A 16619-nucleotide genomic window follows, 5' to 3' on the forward strand; every position below is an offset into this window, starting at 1 on the left:
CCCTCCTCGTGTCGGCCCGGTCACCTGCCGGGACGCCCCGCGAACCTTGGCCTTTGCCTAGCCCGCCGGATTGTACCAGATCGGCGACGTGTAAGCGCGCTCCTGTATCGTCATTGGCACTTCCGGCGGCATCGTAACGCCAAAGTATTTCGCGTCGTAGGCTGTCCAGCGCGGTGTCGGAATTTCCAGCACTCGAGCATAGTAGAAAGCGCGCGCGGCGGGATCGAAGTCAGGATCGGTCCAGACCGCAACGAGCTCCGGCTCGCCGATCGTGTTTGTCCAGGTCGCGTTGGCAATATCGACGGTGTTGCCGACCGCCGGCAACTTGCCGTCCGCGCCGGGCTTGCGGTCGCCGGACCAGGCGACGTCGTAGACCTTCTCATGCAACTCCCCTGCTGCGTCCATCCAGCCCTTGACGATCTGGTAACGGTCGAGGTTGGCGCCGATCGGATCTTTCAATGTGGCCACCAGGAATGTGGGAGATTTCCCCGCCGGCGCAGGTGGGAGATCGCCGCCCATGGGTACGCCCTTGGTGTAGCCGACTGCTGCCGGGATTCGTGTATTTGCGTCGTCGGCTACAAAATCCCATCCACCGAACAGCCGAACCAGCATCCGTGGCCCGGTGGTGGCGTAGACCTCTTTGCGCTCCATCGCATCGAAGATGGCCTCGCGGGTGTTCTCCGTTGCCCACACGGCAGCGTATCCGCTCGAAACCGTTTCCCAACCGGCGATTGATTTCTCACCGAACTTGCCGAGCGCGTCCGTGGCGCGGTCTGCGCGGGGTTCGGTATGAGGGAACTTGCCGAAAAAGTTGTTCTCTTCCACTGCAGGGAGCGAATTGTGGGCGTCCGTCGACGCAATCATCCCGTATTTGTAGGGATTAACTCCAAGCTCCGCCTCGAGCTTCAGGCCATTCTTGAGAGCCGACCGGGCATACTCGAATTCCAGCATTTCGGGTGTCTTATCGACACTAAGATCGAGGTTGCCCTTGTCCCAGCGCTCGAAATTGGCGAACTCGTCGTTGGGCGACAAAGTGGGATGCGTCTCCCCATCACCCTTGGTCTGAACTACTTCCATCAGCGGCTCAAGACTCGCGCGGGTGCGAGCATATTCAGACGTGATCGGCTGCCCTCCGACAGGATTGACCAACGGATACATCAAGCCGTTCGACAGGTTGCCGTTGTGAGGAATAGCGAGCACGCTCCCGCCGGTCTTTGCCTCATAGTTTTGAAGCGCCTTCCAGAGGTCCTCCGGTTTGTCGCTCTCCAATGAGGAGAACGGCAGGATTTGCTCAGTCTTTGCCGCTCCATCACGGAACACGACAACGCGATGGAGGTTGTTGCCGCCGGTGTTGGATGACCATTCATAGCCGATCAAAGCAGTAAAGGTGCCCGGCTTGTAGTTGTCCTCCGCAGCCTGGATGTTCTTGTGCCAAACAGAACGGGTGATTTCATCGGAGCTAAGCGCCTGAGGCAGAGGCCCGCTTGTGCCGCCGATGCTCGCAACTATTTCGTAGTAGACGTTCATCGCCTCTTGGCCGCCGGCATTCAGCATCTGGTTCCAGCGCTTCAGCTGAGGATCTTCCATCAAGACCAGGTTTCCGGCCTTGATTTCGCCCATGGTGCCCATGTTCTCGGCGTGATCGGCGACCATGAGAAAGTCGAGCGGCCGGCTCAAACGCGCGCGCTGGCCGGTCGAGGTAGTCACCTCCTCGCCGCGCGCGAAGCGATAGGCCTCCTCCGGTCCGATGAAGTTGCCGAAGGCGATGGCATCGAACGACTGCGAGGTGTGCAGATGGGTGTCGCCGAACAGGGGACGCATGGGGAATGTATTGCCGGCGTAAGGAGAGTACCCCTGCTTCCGGAAGAGGGTATCGGCCATCTGAGGGTCGATCGTCCCTTTGTCCGTCGTCTCCTGCGCCAGTACCGAATTACCAAGCGCTGTGGTCGCGGCCAATACGGCAGCCAAATACATCAACACTCGCATGATTTCCTCCCTCGATGATTTGCCGTTCCACTTTGTCGGGCTGCAGATCGGTTTTGAAGATTGAGGCCTGCTGCCGTGCGCGAGGGGGCCGTCTCGAGCGTGCCCAGGTCTGCGCCGACCCGCTGATAATTTAGAACGAATGCGGCGATCCGGGCATCCTCGCCATAGAGACGCGCCACGCCGCGGGCGTAGGCTTCGCCGAACGTAAGGTGCCCTGCGGCGATCTCGGCGATCACCGCTTCGCCTGTGACCACGACAAGATCGCCATCTTCGGCCCCTGAGACGTGGACTGCCGTCCGAAAACCCTCAGCTGTCGGCTCGAAGCGTGACCACAGCATCGGCTCGAGCAGCACGATAGTCACCGATGTCGTCCACGATTCGGTCGACGCCGCGCTCAGCATTGCGCCGAATTGCTCCAGCGACTTCTTTGCCAAGCCGAACTTATTTCCGAACAGATCGACGCCCCCGCGATTGAAATTCGCCTGCGGAAGCCGCCGCGCTGCAACTTCCCTCGATATCGCACCGATGACATGGAGCGAATCGGGATAGCCCCAGCTGAGCGAGCCGCGCGAGACTGACTTCGGGTCTTCATAGCCGCAGGCAAAGCCTTCCGAGCCAGGCGCCCAAGCGATAAAACCCGCCGCTGCCATCACGAGAACGACAGTTCGTTTCGGATATCTGACAGGCCTCATCGTGGTCCTCCTCATAGAAACATCGCGTCCAGCCGCTCGACGCTCCAAAATGCCGCAACGGTGCCGACAGCGTAGGCCGAGCCGACGATCGCTTTCCGCGGGATGCTGACGAACTGTCTGATTGAGTAGACCGCGATCACTGTCAGGGCAATGAAGGCCAGCTGCCCGAGCTCGACGCCGAGGTTGAAGGCCAGCAACGCCAGCGGAATATCGTTTTGCGGCAGACCGAGCTCGACCAGCGCGCCGGCAAAACCGAAGCCATGCAGAAGACCGAAGGCAAAGGCCACGATCCACGGTCTTGTGATCGCTAGGCTGAGCCGCCCGCGCTCCATCCTGACGACTTCCGCAGCGACCATGACAATGCTGATCGCGATCATCGTTTCGACCGGTGCTGAAGGCAGGGTCAGCCATCCCAATGTGGCGCAAGTCAGCGTGATGGAATGGGCAACCGTAAAGGCGGTGATCGCCTTCACCAGCTTGCGCCAGTCGCGCACGATCAGCATCAGGGCGGTGACGAAAAGTAGATGGTCGAAGCCCAACGCGATGTGCTCGATGCCTTGGGCGACATAGGTCACGAAGACACCCCAGGCACTCTGAAATGCAGGGATCAGAGCCGATGGCTCGCTGGGCGTCAGCCGCGCCGTCCAGCTGTTGCCATCGGCGAACTGGACCCGCACAAGCGCATCGGTCATGGTCCGCTCCAACCCGTCGATCAGCACGTTCTGACCAGCCAGCGGTTCCAGAGTTCTCATGCGCCACGTCTGCACCATGGCATCGCCGGTCGGACGCGAGACAACAGGCGTCAGCGTCTCGATTTTGCCCGAGAACAAAGCCGTCAACGCCAGCCGCGCATTGCCCCGCATGGGCGTCTTGAACAGCACGCTGAATTCGTTGGGCGCCTCCTCCTGTACGCTGAGATAGGCGGGGCGAACCTCATGGGCTGAGGCATGCTGCGTTAGAACTATTGCCGTTGCAGCCACCAGCGCGAGCCAACTGAGCCAGCCAAAAAGAGCGACGCGACCGGCGCGGGAATCCGCAACCCGATGCGCCGGCCGGCTCATTTTACCGCCACGCTTGGAGCCGGCTGGGAGTCAAGCACTGCTTCGACGCCGTCGTCCAGCTCAACCCGATATTTCTTGCGCAGCTCGGTGAAATACTCACGGGTTAGCGCTTCTTGCTTGCGGTTGCGCCATTCCGTCAGCACCGCGTCCCGCACAGCTTCGAAGGGCTTCGGTGCCGTCGCAGTGCGCTGCGTGACGAACACAAGATGGACGCCGTAGCCGGATTTCACCGGGCCGCGCCACGCGCCCGGCTCGAGCGAAAAGACTTCATGTGCGAAGTCGGCTCCAAACATGCCCGACACCGCTAGTTCGTCCGTGTCGTTGAACCCGTCGCCGAACAGCAGCCGGTCACCCGCGGACGGTTCGTCTCCGTCCTCCGCGCTCAACCCGGTAAGCATCGCACTGGCGTCCGCCGCCGCATCCTTGCGATGCTCCGGGTTGAAATAGATTTGCTTGAACGAGAGTTTCTCCGGGGTCTCGAACTGGCCGATGTTGGCGCTATAAAATTGCCTGAGCTCGGCCTCGGTCGGCTCGGCGAGCTGAGCGGTGTCCTCGACGAGGAACTTCAGTTTCTGCGCCAGCCGCCGGCGGATGATCGTGTCGTCCTCGCCGAGACCCATCGCCTCGGCCTCGCGCGCCATCAGCTTTTCGTTGAGCAGATCGTCGATGAGGCCTTTCAGCTCATCAGCGCTCGGCTCGCGCAGCCATTGACTCGACTATGTCTGCTTGAGCCAGCGTACGTCGCCTTCCGCGATACGGACCGGCTCAAGCGCTGCGTCTTTGGCCCGCGTTTCGTTCAACCAGGAATAGCCGCCGAACAGGATCGCGCCCACTACGGCGAAATGCAGCAACGGTTCCCTGAGCAGCTTCATTGGTGGCCAACTCTGCGACTTTTCCCCGATCGCCAGTACGGCGGAGCGCACAACACCGCCCGCCCCGGCCCGGCGGCCGCGCGATTGAGGTCTGCTTTGCTTATTTCACCGCAAACGTCCCGATACTTGCTCCTCCACCGGGACGCACTTTTCTATTTGAGCCGCAAGATACCATGCGCAGAGTACAAGTCCATCCAAATCCCGCAAACGTTCTGCGTCTACTGAATAACCAGAGTTTCTCTCAGATATCTTCGCGTGCGAACACTTGTCGGCCACCACATGGCTCATGGGCTCCGCCCTCGGCGCGCTTCGGAGCGTCTTCCGCCCAGCTTCGGTCGCTTCGCTCCCTGCAGCCGGTTCCCCGCGAAGGCGCCCACTCCGCTTGCACACCCGCTGCTCGCCGCGAGGCAGCGCAGTGCTGCGCCGCACCCCGATCTCTAGGCCGGCGTGGACGAGAGTGGTGGCTGGGTGAAAATCAGCCTTGCAAAAGGTGGGGAGTCCCTCGGCGCGTTGAACCGCGTGGCGTTGCGCGACAGTGCCGCATGCCCCGGTGCGCTGGCGCCATTCAAAATGTTGAGGGCAGCGTTTCGAAGATTGGGCTCAAACTCAATTAGACTAGCGGTCGCCAATGGCCGAGAACCTTGCTTCTTGAACTGGTCGGCGGGAACTAGCAAAGAGCGCCGTAACGGGCATCCGACACTGAACGCCAGAGCGGACGTTGACTCTGTTCTCGCTACATCAACCCCACCAATCTACCGCCCACCGGGCTATGTCGAAGACGAGCGGTGGAGATCGACTCGCGCCACGGCGTAGGCGTCAAGAGAGATGAATTGGTCATCCAACCGTCTTCCGGGACTTTCCATGAAGTTCGGATCGGCTGCCGCCCGCTCGAACTGATCGGCAGCAAGAAGAGCGATGCGGGCGCTGATCGGCGTATCCGAAAGCTGCACTGATTGCTCTTTGGCAGTGAGATTCGAGAGCCACAGCGTCGTGCGCCCGTCTTTTTCGGCCGCGATCGCCGCGATGCTGTCAGCTCCGGAAGTTCCCACGGACAGCAGGGTGGCGCCGCTGAGTTTTGAGAGGCCTGCCATGACATGGAAAGCGGGATACACCATTCGGCCATCCTGTTCGTCAAACCACGGCTGCACGAAATCGGCCTTCCTGTGGACGTATCCGAACGGGCCGGTGAAGTCGCCGAATGCGACGGCCTCGATTCCCTCGCGCGCGCAGGCCGCGAAATAGCCGACTGTCCAAGCCGCATTGAACAGGCCGCGCTGCCGAGGATCGATGCGGCTCAGACAGACCCGACCGTTCGCTTCATTAGGCGCAGTGGACTTGCCGTAGGGGTTCTCGCGGCAGCCGAGCTGACTGGGACCTATACGCAGGGGCAAGCGGTCGCCCATGAAAGCACAGCCTGAGCGGATCAGATGGGGGATAGCCTGAAGCGTCTCCATCACGGAGACATCATCTGCTGCGTGCACGTTTGGACAGGTGGTGAAGGTTGCGTAGTCGAGCGCTCCGGTTGGCGGACGCTTGCGGTTTAGCTCGGTGAAGTATGCGGCCATGCCGCCGCCCAGCGGCACCCCGGGGAAAGCCCGGCGGGCGGCGGCGTAGTTTTGCTCGAAGCTGGGCATCGCCGGCCACGGTGCTCCCGGCTGCACCGACTTCATGTCCTGCGCGGGAAAGACCGAGACAGCTTCTGGATTGAGGCGAAGGTTTTGGACAGCATCCGCGAGAGGCACCAATTCGCCGAAGGGATCGAGCGTGCCCTTGGTGATGATCTCAAGTACGACGCCAGCGCCGGTCAACTGAGCCAGGGCGGTGTAACTTTCAAGCTCATCCTGGCCGTGCCCGAACCGGAGATCGACTTGGCAGACCATCCACTGCGGAGCCAATCGTCGAACGAGCTCGGGGACTTCAAGCGCGTGCTTCGCCTCGTCGGCAGCGACGCCGATGCCAATGCGGGGCACTCGACCGATGGCTCTGCCGATCGTCAGGTTGATGGATGGATAGGGGTTTTTGGAAGACCCGGCAGGGAGCGTTCCCAACAGCTGAAGTCGGACGGCCTGCGTGAATTTCTCGCCTTTCGGCAATCTGTAGGGCCACGGGCGACGCAGGGGACGGACATAGGTTTTGTAGGAGGCGTCGGACCAATTGCGCTGATCCTCCATCTCAAAGGCGTCACCTTCCATGGTGCATGTGGCCCAGGTTCCAGGCACGATCTCGTGCGAGAGCGCGCGAATGTCGGTGAACGGACATTTAGGATCGATGTAGTCCGGAAAAAGCGAGAGTTTTTCGCGACCGTCCTCGTGCAGCACCTTTACCGGCTTGCCGGCCAAACCCTCGATCGGATGCAGCACGACGAAGCCGGTTCTGTTGGTCAACACGTCAGTTTCGGGCTCTGCCTCCACCACAAACGACAGGGCACCGTCGCTCCCGCCTGCGATTCGCGCCTGGTAGACCAGCCGACCGCACGCACCGGCGCATGTTCCACGGTAGGCGACGCTGAACGCATCCGGCTTTTCATCGATCTGGAGGTCATCGAGAACGGGCGTCTCGGTTCCCCATTTCTCGTCCCGTACGAGAAATGAGATCCCGCGCAGAACCTCGACCCCGCCGATACGCACATAGCGTATCGCCCCATTGTCAAACTCGACCGACAAGGGTCCCGCGCGCAGTGTCCGCAACTGCGGATCGACCTGTTCGGTCCCACATAAGCGGATTGCTCGAGATGCTGCCGTGGTCAAATCGCTCTCTCGGTCTTGGCGTCGAAAATCGAGGCCCGGTTCATGTTGATGTCGATCGGCAGCCTCTCGCCGGGACGACTGACGTCGTGCGCCTGCAGTTCCGCCATCACCGGCGCGCCGGCCAGGCGGAAGGTCGCATAGCTGCGCGAGCCGGTCGGCTGCAGCAGGTCGATCGTTGCGTCGTAGCGAAACGTGCCCTGCGCAGGTGTCGCAGCATGCGCGCGCGTCAGATGTTCTGGCCGCAGTCCAAGCAGCACCGCCTGTCCGTCAACGGCGCCATTCAGGCTCCGGCCGGGGGCGACCGGAAGCAGCGCCTCGGAGAGCCGGATGGCGGCAGCGCTGCCGTCCAACTTCAGCGTGCCCGGCAGGAAGCTCATGCGCGGCGAACCGAGAAAGCCAGCGACGAAGGTCGAGGCGGGGCGCTCGAACAGGTCGAGCGGCGCGCCCTGTTGCTCGATCAACCCGTCGCGCATCAGCACGATGCGGTCAGCCAGAGTCATCGCTTCGATCTGGTCATGGGTGACGTAGATCATCGTTGTGGCAATGTCCTGGTGAAGGCGCTTGATCTCGCCGCGCATCTCGTCGCGAAGCTGCGCGTCGAGGTTGGACAGCGGCTCGTCGAACAGGAAAATGCGCGGGCTGCGGACGATGGCGCGGCCGATGGCGACGCGCTGGCGCTGCCCGCCGGACAATTGGCGCGGAAAGCGCCCGAGCAGCGGGGTGATGCCAAGCATGCGCGCGGCCTCGGCGACGCGCGCCTCCACCTCCGATTTCGGCATTTTTCGCGCCTTCAGGCCGAAGCCAATGTTTTTCGCCACGTTCATGTGGGGATAAAGCGCATAGTCCTGGAACACCATCGCCACGTCACGGTCGCGCGGTCGGAAATCGTTGACCACTTCGCCGCCGATCTCGATCGTGCCTTCCGAACTCTCCTCCAGCCCTGCGATGGTCCTCAGCAGCGTACTCTTGCCACAGCCGGACGGGCCGACCAGCACGGTGAACTCGCCGTCGCGAATGTCCAGGTCTATGCCGCGCACGGCATGGAAGGCGCCGTAGCGCTTGTGCAAGCCGGTGATCCTGACTTCGGCCATGCCGACCCTTTCTATCCGCGAACAGCGCCGAGCGTGAGCCCGCGCACGAGATGTCGTTGGGCAAGTACTCCCAGCGCGATCGACGGCACGAGGGAGACGATGGCCAGGGCTGCCGCCTCGCCATATTGCGCACCCTGGAAACCGATGAAGGCGCGAAACACCGTTGGCAGCGTGAAAGCAGTGCGGCTGGTCAGAATCAGCGCGAAGAAGAACTCCGTCCAGCAGGCGATGAAGGCGAAGACGGCCGCCGCGACGATGCCGGGCGCGGCGAGCGGCACGGCGACGCGCCAGAACGCCTCCCAGCGCGTGCAGCCGTCGACAAGGGCCGCCTCCTCCATCGATTTCGGCATGCCGCGGAAATAGGCGAACATCATCCATACCGACACCGGCAGCGTGAACACCGTATAGGCGATGATCAGGCCGATATGCGTGTCGTAGAGGCCAACGCCGCGGTAGATCAGGAACACCGGCAGCACGATGCCGATGGGCGGCAGGAAGCGCTGCGACAGCACCCAGAACGACAGATGCTGGCCGCCGGTGTTGTAGCGCGCCAGGCTGTAGGCCATCAGCGTGCCGAACAGGGCCGAGAGCACCGTTGCCGACAGCGAGATGATCAGGCTGTTGATCAGTCCGTCGAGGCCGCGATAGGCGAACAGCGCAGCTTCATAGTGGACAAGGGTGGGTGCGGTTGGGAACCAGACGGGCGGCACGGTGAGATAGTCGTCGCTCGGCTTGATCGAGGTGTTGAACATCCAGTAGAGCGGCCACAACACGAAGGCCAGGAAGAAGCCGAGCAGCAGGATGCGGCCGACCGGTATCGACCGGCGTTTCGGGCGACGGACAGGCGCGACGGCCGCCATCAGACCGGCTCCGTCTTCAAAAGCCGCCGCACCAGCAGCATCACTACGAGCGCGGTGAAGATGAGGAACAACCAGCTTCCGGCGGTCGCCTGCGACAGATGGAACTGGGTGAAGCCGACGGTGTAGAGATAGTACGACGCGGTGTAGGTCCGCGTGCCTGGCCCGCCGCCGGTCATGATGAAAATAGTATCGAACATGCGGATTGCATCGAGCAGCCGAAAGGTCAGCGCCAGCAGCATCATTGGCGCGAGATGCGGCAGGGTTATCGCCCAGAACGCTTGCCAGGCATTGACCCCGTCGAGTTCCGCCGCCTCGTAAAGGTTCGGGGGAATGGCGGTAAGCCCGGCGAGCAGGATGACGAACATGAACGGTGTCCACTGCCAAACATCGGCGATAATCAGCGAAACATAGAGCCATGGCGATTCGGTCATCCAGCCGATCGTCACCTCCTGCCCCAGAAGTTGCGTCAAAATGTAGTTGGTCGGCCCGAAAGGCCGCTGCAGCAGCAGCGTCCAGGCCTGGCCGACGATGACCGGGCTGATGAACAGCGGCACGATCAGGATCGACATGATCACGCCGCGGCCCGGAAAGCTGCGAACCATGGTCAGCGCCACCAGAAGGCCGAGAACGAATTCGATAGCGACGCTAATCCCCGACAGCCACGCTGTCAGCAAAAGCGACCAGCGCGCGACGGGATCGAACACGACGCGCTCGAAATTCTTCAATCCGACAAAGGCGTGGCCCGGCACCTGGAAATCATAGTTGATGAAGGACACGACCAGCGAGAACAGCAGCGGATAGACCGACAGCGCCAGGATCAGCAGTACTGCTGGCGCCACCAGCAGCCATTTGAAGTGGCGGTCCGCCCATTGTGCGAAGCCCGACAGTCGTGGCGGGGCGCCAGCTGCCTTCAAGCGACTGATGGTTGCGGTATGCTGCATCGATTACATCCCAAAACCTGCCTGGCGGTTGCGACGAGGTGTTGCGGACCAAGCGCCCGCAACACCGATTTTGGTCAAGAATGCCGGCCGGCGTCCCTGATGCAGGCCGAGCTCAGAGGGTGACCGACATGCCGAGCTTCTCCACCGTGTTGTCGGCGGTAGCGCCCGGCAGTTTCAGGAACTCGGTGTAGAATGCCTTCTGCGAATCCACGCCGAGCCGGTCGGTCGTCTCATTCCACTCGGCCGCCGCTGTTTCCAGCGACGCCTTCGGATCCGCACCGGCCCACACAGCCGTGCACATGCGGTCGATGCTCAGGAAATAGTCCTGCGCGCCGGGCATGATCGGGTCGAGAAGGCCGACATTGGCCGAGTTGTTAAGATTGCTCAGATACTCCTTGGCGCTCGGGAACAGCGCGCCGTAAAGCTCGGATTTGAAGTGGGAGATGCGGTAGGGATCGCGCAGGGCGTAGGGCAGCATGCAGCGCGCAAGCGAGACCGGCGGCGAGCAGGCCCATTGCATGAACAGGTAGGCCGCTTCGGGGTTCGCCGAATCCGCCGACAGCGCCTTGTTGTAGCCGGTTGCATGTTCAGGATTGCCGGGCACGACCGCGTAGCCGACCTTGCCGGCGATCTGTGATTGCGGGATGAAGTTGATTGCGGTGGCCGATTGCGAATAGTTCGCGGCCATGCGGCCAGATGGCGGCCAGGAGTAGATCATTGCTACCTTGCCGGTCAGGAACGCCGCCCACAGCGAGACGGCGTCGAGTTCATTGTTGCCGGGAATCGACGCCGCATTGGCTGCAATCATGTTCTGCAGCGTCTTCACGCCGGCATCCGAAACCAAGCCGGCCTTCATGTCGTCGCCGAACAGTTTTCCACCGTTGGCGCGGTACTGTTGCAGAAAGTCGAACTGGTTGCCGGGACTGCCCGCCTTGCGGAAATGGCCTGCGCCATAAACGTTCGGTGCCATCTGGTCGGTGATGAACTGGGCGATCTGGGCATATTCCTCCCAGGTCTTCGGCGGCGCCAGCTTGGCGTTGAACTTGGCCTGGTAGGCCTCCACCATCTTGGGATCCTCGAAGATGTCCTTGCGGTAGTAGAGAGCGAACATGTCGCCGTCGTCGAAGAAGCCCCAGATCTTGCCCTTGTAGGTCGGCAGCGCCTTGTAGAGCGGATGATAGTCCTCAAGGTCGGCCGGGTTCATATATTTGGCGATGTAATCGTCGAGGGGTGCGATGACGCCGCCATCGGCTAGCGACGGCGTCCAGGCTGGCGAGATGTCGAGGACGTCATAGGCGCCTGAGCCGGCAATGTGCTCGGCAACGGCCTTGGAGTACTGGTCCGGGTTCGACAGTTCGACCACGTTCGACTTCATGCCCGTAAGCTGCTCCCACATCGGTCCACTGAAATTGCGCGGGTCGAGAGCCTGCAGGCCTGCCTCGTAGGTCATGTTCAGCGTGACGCCCGAATGCGCCTTGGCCGCCTCGACGGCGCGGAAGGCGGAACCATCCGCCGGGCCTTCCATCGACGCCTTCATGGCCGCTGCCTGCGCCTGGCCGAGCGGTGAAGCGGCGTCTGCCAGTTCGAGCTTCTGCTGCGCCAGCGCCCAATCCGTCATCATGGCGAGGATCGGTCCGGACGCCGCCAGCATGCCGGTCATCTGGCCGAAGCGGGTTATGAAAGTTCGGCGGGTGGTTTCGCCGCGCATGAAGGCGTCGACCTCTGCTTCGAGGCCTGCCTGAAAGTCACGTTTTTCATGATGGTTCATAGTGCTTGGTCCTCCCATTCTCGTTTGCCTTCACTCGTCCGCGGGCGCGGCGGTCGAGCATTCCTCTCGTGAAGCCGCCGCGAAGGCGCGGCGGCGCGCCGAATGCTCGTACTCCTATGTCCCGAAGCGGGCGGCGAAACCGGCCAGCCGATTCTTCCATGCCTCGCTTGAAAGCACCTCGCGATTGACCACGCCGCGCGGCTCGCGGCCGTGCTGCACCTCGATGACCGCCTTGACGTCCGCAGCACCGTTTCCGGCAAAACACTGGTCGGTCCAGCAGAGCGCGTGCGGCGTCAGGATAACGTTGTCGAGCTTGAGGATCGGATCGTCGGCATCCGGCGGCTCCTGCTCCAGCACGTCGAGCCCCGCGCCGGCGATGCGGCGCTCCTGCAGCACTTTCGTCAGCGCCTCCTGGTCGACGATCGGACCGCGCGCGGTGTTGATCAGGTAAGCCGTCGGCTTCATCAGGGCGAGCCGCTCGGCATTGACGATGTGGTGGGTCTGAGGCGTTAGCGGACAGCTCACCGACAGCACATCGGCGCGGCGGAACAGATCCTCCAGCCCGACCAGTTCGATGCCCAGTTCGGCAGCGACCTTGCTGTCGGCGAATGGGTCATGGGCGATGAATTTCATGTCGAAGGGCCTGGCCAAGCGAAAGACCTCGGCGCCTATATTGCCGATGCCGAGCGACCCCAACGTACGCCCGACGAGACCAACGCCCATATGTTCCGAACGCTGATTGAACCCGGCACGCCCCTTGCGGGTCAGCGCGTCCTTGGTGAGCAGCTTGCCGGTCAGTGCCAACATGAAGGTGATGACGGATACGGCGACCGGCCGCCGCACCCCATCGGGCGTGATGACCAGGGCGATGCCGGCGGCGGTGCAGGCCTCGACGTCGACGGTATCGTAGCCGACTCCGAAACGGGCAACGACGGCCAGGCGGCCGCTCTTAGGGACACTGACCGCATCGAAGCGATGGGTGAGCAGGATCAGTGCATCGAAGTCCTCAAGCTGATCGCCGCGCAGCGGATTGTTCGATTCTAGGAACGCCATCTCGATGCCGGGCGCATTGCGCAGCGGCTCCAGGTCGAAGTCGGGATAGGTCGGCGCGCCGTCCGGCTTGCGGAAATCACCGGAGAGCGCCACCCTGAACATTGCGTTGGCCATCGTCTCCTCCGCCTCACTCGCACCCGGCCCGGATCTTTGAGACCGCGTCGGCCAGCGCATCGTGCAGGACCCAGACGTCACCCGAATAACAGATGAAATCGAAGCCTTGCGCGTAGAACTCGTGACCCTGCTGGACGCTGGGTACCAGGCGTCCAAGCGATTTGTTGTGCTTCTTGGCGGCGGCAACGATCTTGTCCATCGCCGCGGTGAAGGTGGGATGGGCGAAGTCGCCGGGAACGCCGAGTGAGACCGACAGATCGAAATGTCCGACCCACAGACAGTCGACCCCGTCCAGTCCCGCGATGCCGTCGATGTTCTTGACGCCGTCGGCGGTCTCGATCAGGCAGATGAACACCGAGCGCCGGTTGGCCGTTTCGAATTTATCTGTGACCGAGCCCGGACGGTAGCGGTCATGCGCGATCTGAAGCGCTACGCCGCGAGCGCCAGCAGGATGGTACTTCATCGAATTGATGATGTGCTGCGCCTGTTCGACCGTACTCACCATCGGCGCGATCAGACCTTCAGCCCCCATGTCCATGGCGCGGGCGAGGAAATGATAGTCCTGCGACGGCACACGCACCATAACCGGCAGGTCGGCCGCCTCGAAATAGCGGATCGCGCTCTTCACCGTTTCCAGGCTGAAGCCCGAATGCTCCATATCGAAGAAGACGAAGTCGCAGCCGGCGGATTTCAGAATGTGCCCGATTCCCGGCGTCGCGAATTCGGCGACGAGCGTGCCGAGCTTGACCCGTCGGTGCGCAGCCAACCCCTTGAGACTAGACTCTGACATACGCTTCCCTCCCCTTCGCCCCGAAGGGCGCAATGTTCAAGGCGTTGCCTCGAGAACGAGGTCGCAGATCGTCACCAATTTGATGTCAACGAGCGGCGCGCTTTGCGTGTTGAATTCATCGAAATGCGCCGTCCGGCAGTGTTCGTCGAAGGCGGCCTCGCTCTCGTAAATCTCGTAGAGCACGACCCGGTCCGGTTCGTCGCGCGCCTCCGTCACGTCAAAGCGGCGGCAGCCGGCCTCGTTGCGAGCCGACGCGGTTGCATTGGCATCGACGAGCTTTCGGAAGCTGTCTCGGGCGCCCGGCTTGAGGCGGAAATCGACCCAGACGACGAAGCCGGTCATTGCTTGGGCCTCGCAATTTCCAGATAGCGCTTAGACACGTATTCCAGATGTCTGCGCATCGCCGCTTCGGACCGGTCCGGATCGCGCGCGGCGATCGCCTCGAAAATTTCGTGATGAGCCTCGTAGGCCTTGCGGTCTTCACCTTCGGCCAAAGTCGTCCGCCGCTGTTCGAGCAGCCATTCGGCCAACGCCGCATGGATAGCTGTGAAGATTCGATTGCGGGTGATCATAGCCAGCACGTAGTGGAAGTCCACGTCAGTGCGTTCGAAGCGCGTGAGGTCGCCGATCGACTGCCGGTTCATCTCTAGCGCGGCCTTGAGGCTCTCAATGTCCTCTGGCGTGGCATTCACAGCGGCGTTGCGGGCAAGCCCGACCTCGAAAAACAAACGTGCGCTCTGGAAGTCATGAACCCCGCCCGGGGCCGAAATCATGTGTCGCGCCGGGCCTGAGAGGGCGTCGAGTACGAATTGGGGTGTGGGGCGGGTGACGCGGGCACGCTCGCCGGACCTCACCTCGACAAGGCCCATCTTGCTCAGATGCAGCAGCGCCTCACGGATTGAGGGGCGCCCGACCCCGAATTGCCGCATGAGTTCCCGTTCCGACGGCAGCCGCTCGGCTTCGGCCAGTTCTCCCTTGCGGATCATCCGCTCGAGGTGTTCTGCGACCTCGTCAGAAAGCTTCCGCTGCTTGATCTGAACACCAATCACTTGGCATACCTTTGATACCAGTTAAGCACGCTATTGCCAAAGTGCCCCCCGTGTCAAACACAACTCAATTCGACAGACGCCCGCAAACAAGGAGCGAGGCTTTGGCTCTTTTTCTACAAGCAACTCGGATCGGCTCGTCGGAACCGATGAGGACGATCAGCTCATCGCGCTTGACGGCAATGACGTGATCTGGGGTCGCGGCGGTGATGACCAGATCGAGGCCGGCGGCGGCAACGATCGCGCCTATCGCGGCGCCGGCGATGACGAGATCTCCGGCGAGGAGGGGCACGACCGGCTGTTCGGCGGCGATGGCGACGACGAGCTCAAGGGCGGTGAAGGCGAGGGCCGGCGGCGACGGCGCGCGGATGTCCGGCGGCGCGGACGACGATACCTTCTTTGGCGAGGCCGGCGCCGAGGACGTCTTTGTCTTCGACCTGATACCTTTCGGCAGTGACCTGATCCGGGGCTTCGAGAACGGCGCCGATCGCATCGAGATCGCGACCTATACGGGCGTCGAGAGCTTCGAGGACGTCGCCGTCACGCAGGACGGACATTCGACCGTGCTGAGCTTCGCGGAGGGAACCGTAGAGATCGCCAATTTCGACTCCGCGCGGATCAATGCCTCCGATTTCTTCTTCGTCTGACGCGCGGGCGGGGCGCGGTCTCCCTGGCCGCGCCCTTGTCTCGCCGATTGGTCAGACGGAACTTGCTCTGCAGCCATTGGCGTTAACCCTGCGACACTTCACCCGAAAATGAATCCTGTGGCCGAAGGGCCTGCAGCACGATGGCAGGCGGCGCCAATGAGCAGCCTTTTCCCGAGGAATCTCATGACGCGCAAGCGCACGCAGTTCCAGCCGCCCAACCAGAAGCAGCCGGTGCGGCCACGCCAACGCATGACAAACGTCAGCTCACGACCCCATTCCGGACCACTACGCATGCGACAGCCAATGTCGCGTACGGGTCATGGAGCGCCGCTTCGAGATAACGGCGCTCTGCATTCCTCTTCAATTCGACTTGTTCGGAAATGCCAATGCATCGTTCACTTCGGTGCCGAGATAGCGGACGGTGCTTTCAAGCTTGGTGTGCCCAAGCAGCAGTTGCACAGCGCGGATGTTGCCGATCTTCTTGTAAATCTGGGCAGCCTTCGTGCGTCTCATCGAATGAGTGCCGGAGCGCGACATCGCCGACCGTCACGGTGACCAGGTCGCAACCTCGAAGCTTGCTGTCGATGGCGAGATTGAATAGTGCCAGATCCCGTTCTGCGCCTGACACCTGCAGTCGTGTTCGGATGCTCCCAGACTTCGCGCGGCTTGAGGGGTGGCTTCTGACCAACAAGGTGGCCTCTATTCCAGCTGGACATGGTTCTTCTCCCATGCGGCCCTCCGCAGCCACAGCGCTCGACCCGAACAGACAATCCTAGAACGAACATAGAGCCTCGCGCACGTTCGCTCGAAGGGGTTGTAGGATTGTCAGACGCAGGCAGCAGCTTGATCAATGGACGCGGTCGCGCCATCTCCGGACACTCGCGAACACCGACACGAAGGCCCGACTCGACCGGAAGCGAAAGTTCAGGCGAACTTTGGAGCACTGTTATA

The 16619-nt window shown here is 62.1% G+C and carries 17 protein-coding genes and 1 pseudogene; 2 read left to right on the forward strand and 16 right to left on the reverse strand.

Annotated features, from left to right (window positions below; translation table 11 throughout):
* Nucleotides 1-57 precede the first annotated feature (57 nt).
* The 15 genes from NMG70_RS21350 to NMG70_RS33305 all read right to left on the reverse strand — a co-directional run bounded on the left by NMG70_RS21350 (nucleotide 58) and on the right by NMG70_RS33305 (nucleotide 15313).
* On the reverse strand, nucleotides 58-1986 hold the full coding sequence (locus NMG70_RS21350; protein ID WP_254026362.1) for a DUF3604 domain-containing protein: 1929 nt from the start codon (nucleotides 1984-1986) through the stop codon (nucleotides 58-60).
* Nucleotides 1974-2678, reverse strand: coding sequence for a hypothetical protein (locus tag NMG70_RS21355; protein ID WP_254026363.1), 705 nt, complete (start codon nucleotides 2676-2678; stop codon nucleotides 1974-1976). Before NMG70_RS21355 ends, NMG70_RS21350 begins: the two co-directional genes overlap by 13 nt.
* Before the next feature lie 11 nt (nucleotides 2679-2689).
* Nucleotides 2690-3739 carry a HupE/UreJ family protein gene (locus NMG70_RS21360; protein WP_254026364.1) on the reverse strand — a complete coding sequence of 350 codons (1050 nt, stop codon included), beginning with the start codon at nucleotides 3737-3739 and terminating at the stop codon, nucleotides 2690-2692.
* On the reverse strand, nucleotides 3736-4380 hold the full coding sequence (locus tag NMG70_RS21365) for a peptidyl-prolyl cis-trans isomerase (RefSeq protein ID WP_254026365.1): 645 nt from the start codon (nucleotides 4378-4380) through the stop codon (nucleotides 3736-3738). The genes NMG70_RS21360 and NMG70_RS21365 overlap by 4 nt, the downstream gene beginning before the upstream one ends.
* Before the next feature lie 75 nt (nucleotides 4381-4455).
* Nucleotides 4456-4611 (reverse strand): hypothetical protein, encoded by a 156-nt coding sequence (locus tag NMG70_RS21370; RefSeq protein WP_254026366.1) that lies wholly within the window; start codon nucleotides 4609-4611, stop codon nucleotides 4456-4458.
* 767 nt (nucleotides 4612-5378) lie between these two features.
* Nucleotides 5379-7358 carry a D-apionate lactonase family protein gene (locus tag NMG70_RS21375; protein WP_495663988.1) on the reverse strand — a complete coding sequence of 660 codons (1980 nt, stop codon included), beginning with the start codon at nucleotides 7356-7358 and terminating at the stop codon, nucleotides 5379-5381.
* Nucleotides 7355-8449 carry an ABC transporter ATP-binding protein gene (locus NMG70_RS21380; RefSeq protein WP_254026368.1) on the reverse strand — a complete coding sequence of 365 codons (1095 nt, stop codon included), beginning with the start codon at nucleotides 8447-8449 and terminating at the stop codon, nucleotides 7355-7357. Before NMG70_RS21380 ends, NMG70_RS21375 begins: the two co-directional genes overlap by 4 nt.
* An 11-nt stretch (nucleotides 8450-8460) precedes the next feature.
* Nucleotides 8461-9309 carry a carbohydrate ABC transporter permease gene (locus tag NMG70_RS21385; protein WP_254026369.1) on the reverse strand — a complete coding sequence of 283 codons (849 nt, stop codon included), beginning with the start codon at nucleotides 9307-9309 and terminating at the stop codon, nucleotides 8461-8463.
* Nucleotides 9309-10250 (reverse strand): carbohydrate ABC transporter permease, encoded by a 942-nt coding sequence (locus NMG70_RS21390; protein WP_254026370.1) that lies wholly within the window; start codon nucleotides 10248-10250, stop codon nucleotides 9309-9311. The genes NMG70_RS21385 and NMG70_RS21390 overlap by 1 nt, the downstream gene beginning before the upstream one ends.
* A 112-nt stretch (nucleotides 10251-10362) precedes the next feature.
* A complete protein-coding gene (locus NMG70_RS21395; RefSeq protein ID WP_254026371.1) occupies nucleotides 10363-12018 on the reverse strand; it encodes an extracellular solute-binding protein in 1656 nt (551 codons plus the stop codon).
* A gap of 114 nt (nucleotides 12019-12132) precedes the next feature.
* Nucleotides 12133-13185 (reverse strand): NAD(P)-dependent oxidoreductase, encoded by a 1053-nt coding sequence (locus tag NMG70_RS21400; protein WP_254026372.1) that lies wholly within the window; start codon nucleotides 13183-13185, stop codon nucleotides 12133-12135.
* Nucleotides 13186-13198: 13 nt separating this feature from the next.
* Nucleotides 13199-13975 carry an HpcH/HpaI aldolase family protein gene (locus NMG70_RS21405; RefSeq protein WP_254026373.1) on the reverse strand — a complete coding sequence of 259 codons (777 nt, stop codon included), beginning with the start codon at nucleotides 13973-13975 and terminating at the stop codon, nucleotides 13199-13201.
* 36 nt (nucleotides 13976-14011) lie between these two features.
* A complete protein-coding gene (locus NMG70_RS21410) occupies nucleotides 14012-14317 on the reverse strand; it encodes a putative quinol monooxygenase (RefSeq protein ID WP_254026374.1) in 306 nt (101 codons plus the stop codon).
* Nucleotides 14314-15024, reverse strand: a complete 711-nt coding sequence (gene nanR / locus NMG70_RS21415) for a transcriptional regulator NanR (RefSeq protein WP_254026375.1) — start codon at nucleotides 15022-15024, stop codon at nucleotides 14314-14316. Before nanR ends, NMG70_RS21410 begins: the two co-directional genes overlap by 4 nt.
* 64 nt (nucleotides 15025-15088) lie before the next feature.
* On the reverse strand, nucleotides 15089-15313 hold the full coding sequence (locus tag NMG70_RS33305; RefSeq protein ID WP_254026558.1) for a hypothetical protein: 225 nt from the start codon (nucleotides 15311-15313) through the stop codon (nucleotides 15089-15091).
* Here NMG70_RS33305 and NMG70_RS33310 point away from each other — a divergent pair.
* Together NMG70_RS33310 and NMG70_RS21425 are read left to right on the forward strand one after the other, a co-directional pair.
* Nucleotides 15209-15478 (forward strand): hypothetical protein, encoded by a 270-nt coding sequence (locus tag NMG70_RS33310; RefSeq protein WP_436798433.1) that lies wholly within the window; start codon nucleotides 15209-15211, stop codon nucleotides 15476-15478. The two genes, NMG70_RS33305 and NMG70_RS33310, sit on opposite strands and share 105 nt — an antisense overlap.
* A complete protein-coding gene (locus tag NMG70_RS21425; protein ID WP_436798434.1) occupies nucleotides 15390-15668 on the forward strand; it encodes a hypothetical protein in 279 nt (92 codons plus the stop codon). Before NMG70_RS33310 ends, NMG70_RS21425 begins: the two co-directional genes overlap by 89 nt.
* A 361-nt stretch (nucleotides 15669-16029) precedes the next feature.
* Here NMG70_RS21425 and NMG70_RS21430 read toward each other — a convergent pair.
* A pseudogene (locus tag NMG70_RS21430) lies at nucleotides 16030-16384 on the reverse strand (tyrosine-type recombinase/integrase); the annotation flags it as partial.
* Nucleotides 16385-16619: the final 235 nt, after the last annotated feature.

This window comes from Mesorhizobium ventifaucium (assembly GCF_935822925.1).
In the GTDB taxonomy this organism is placed as follows: domain Bacteria; phylum Pseudomonadota; class Alphaproteobacteria; order Rhizobiales; family Rhizobiaceae; genus Mesorhizobium; species Mesorhizobium ventifaucium.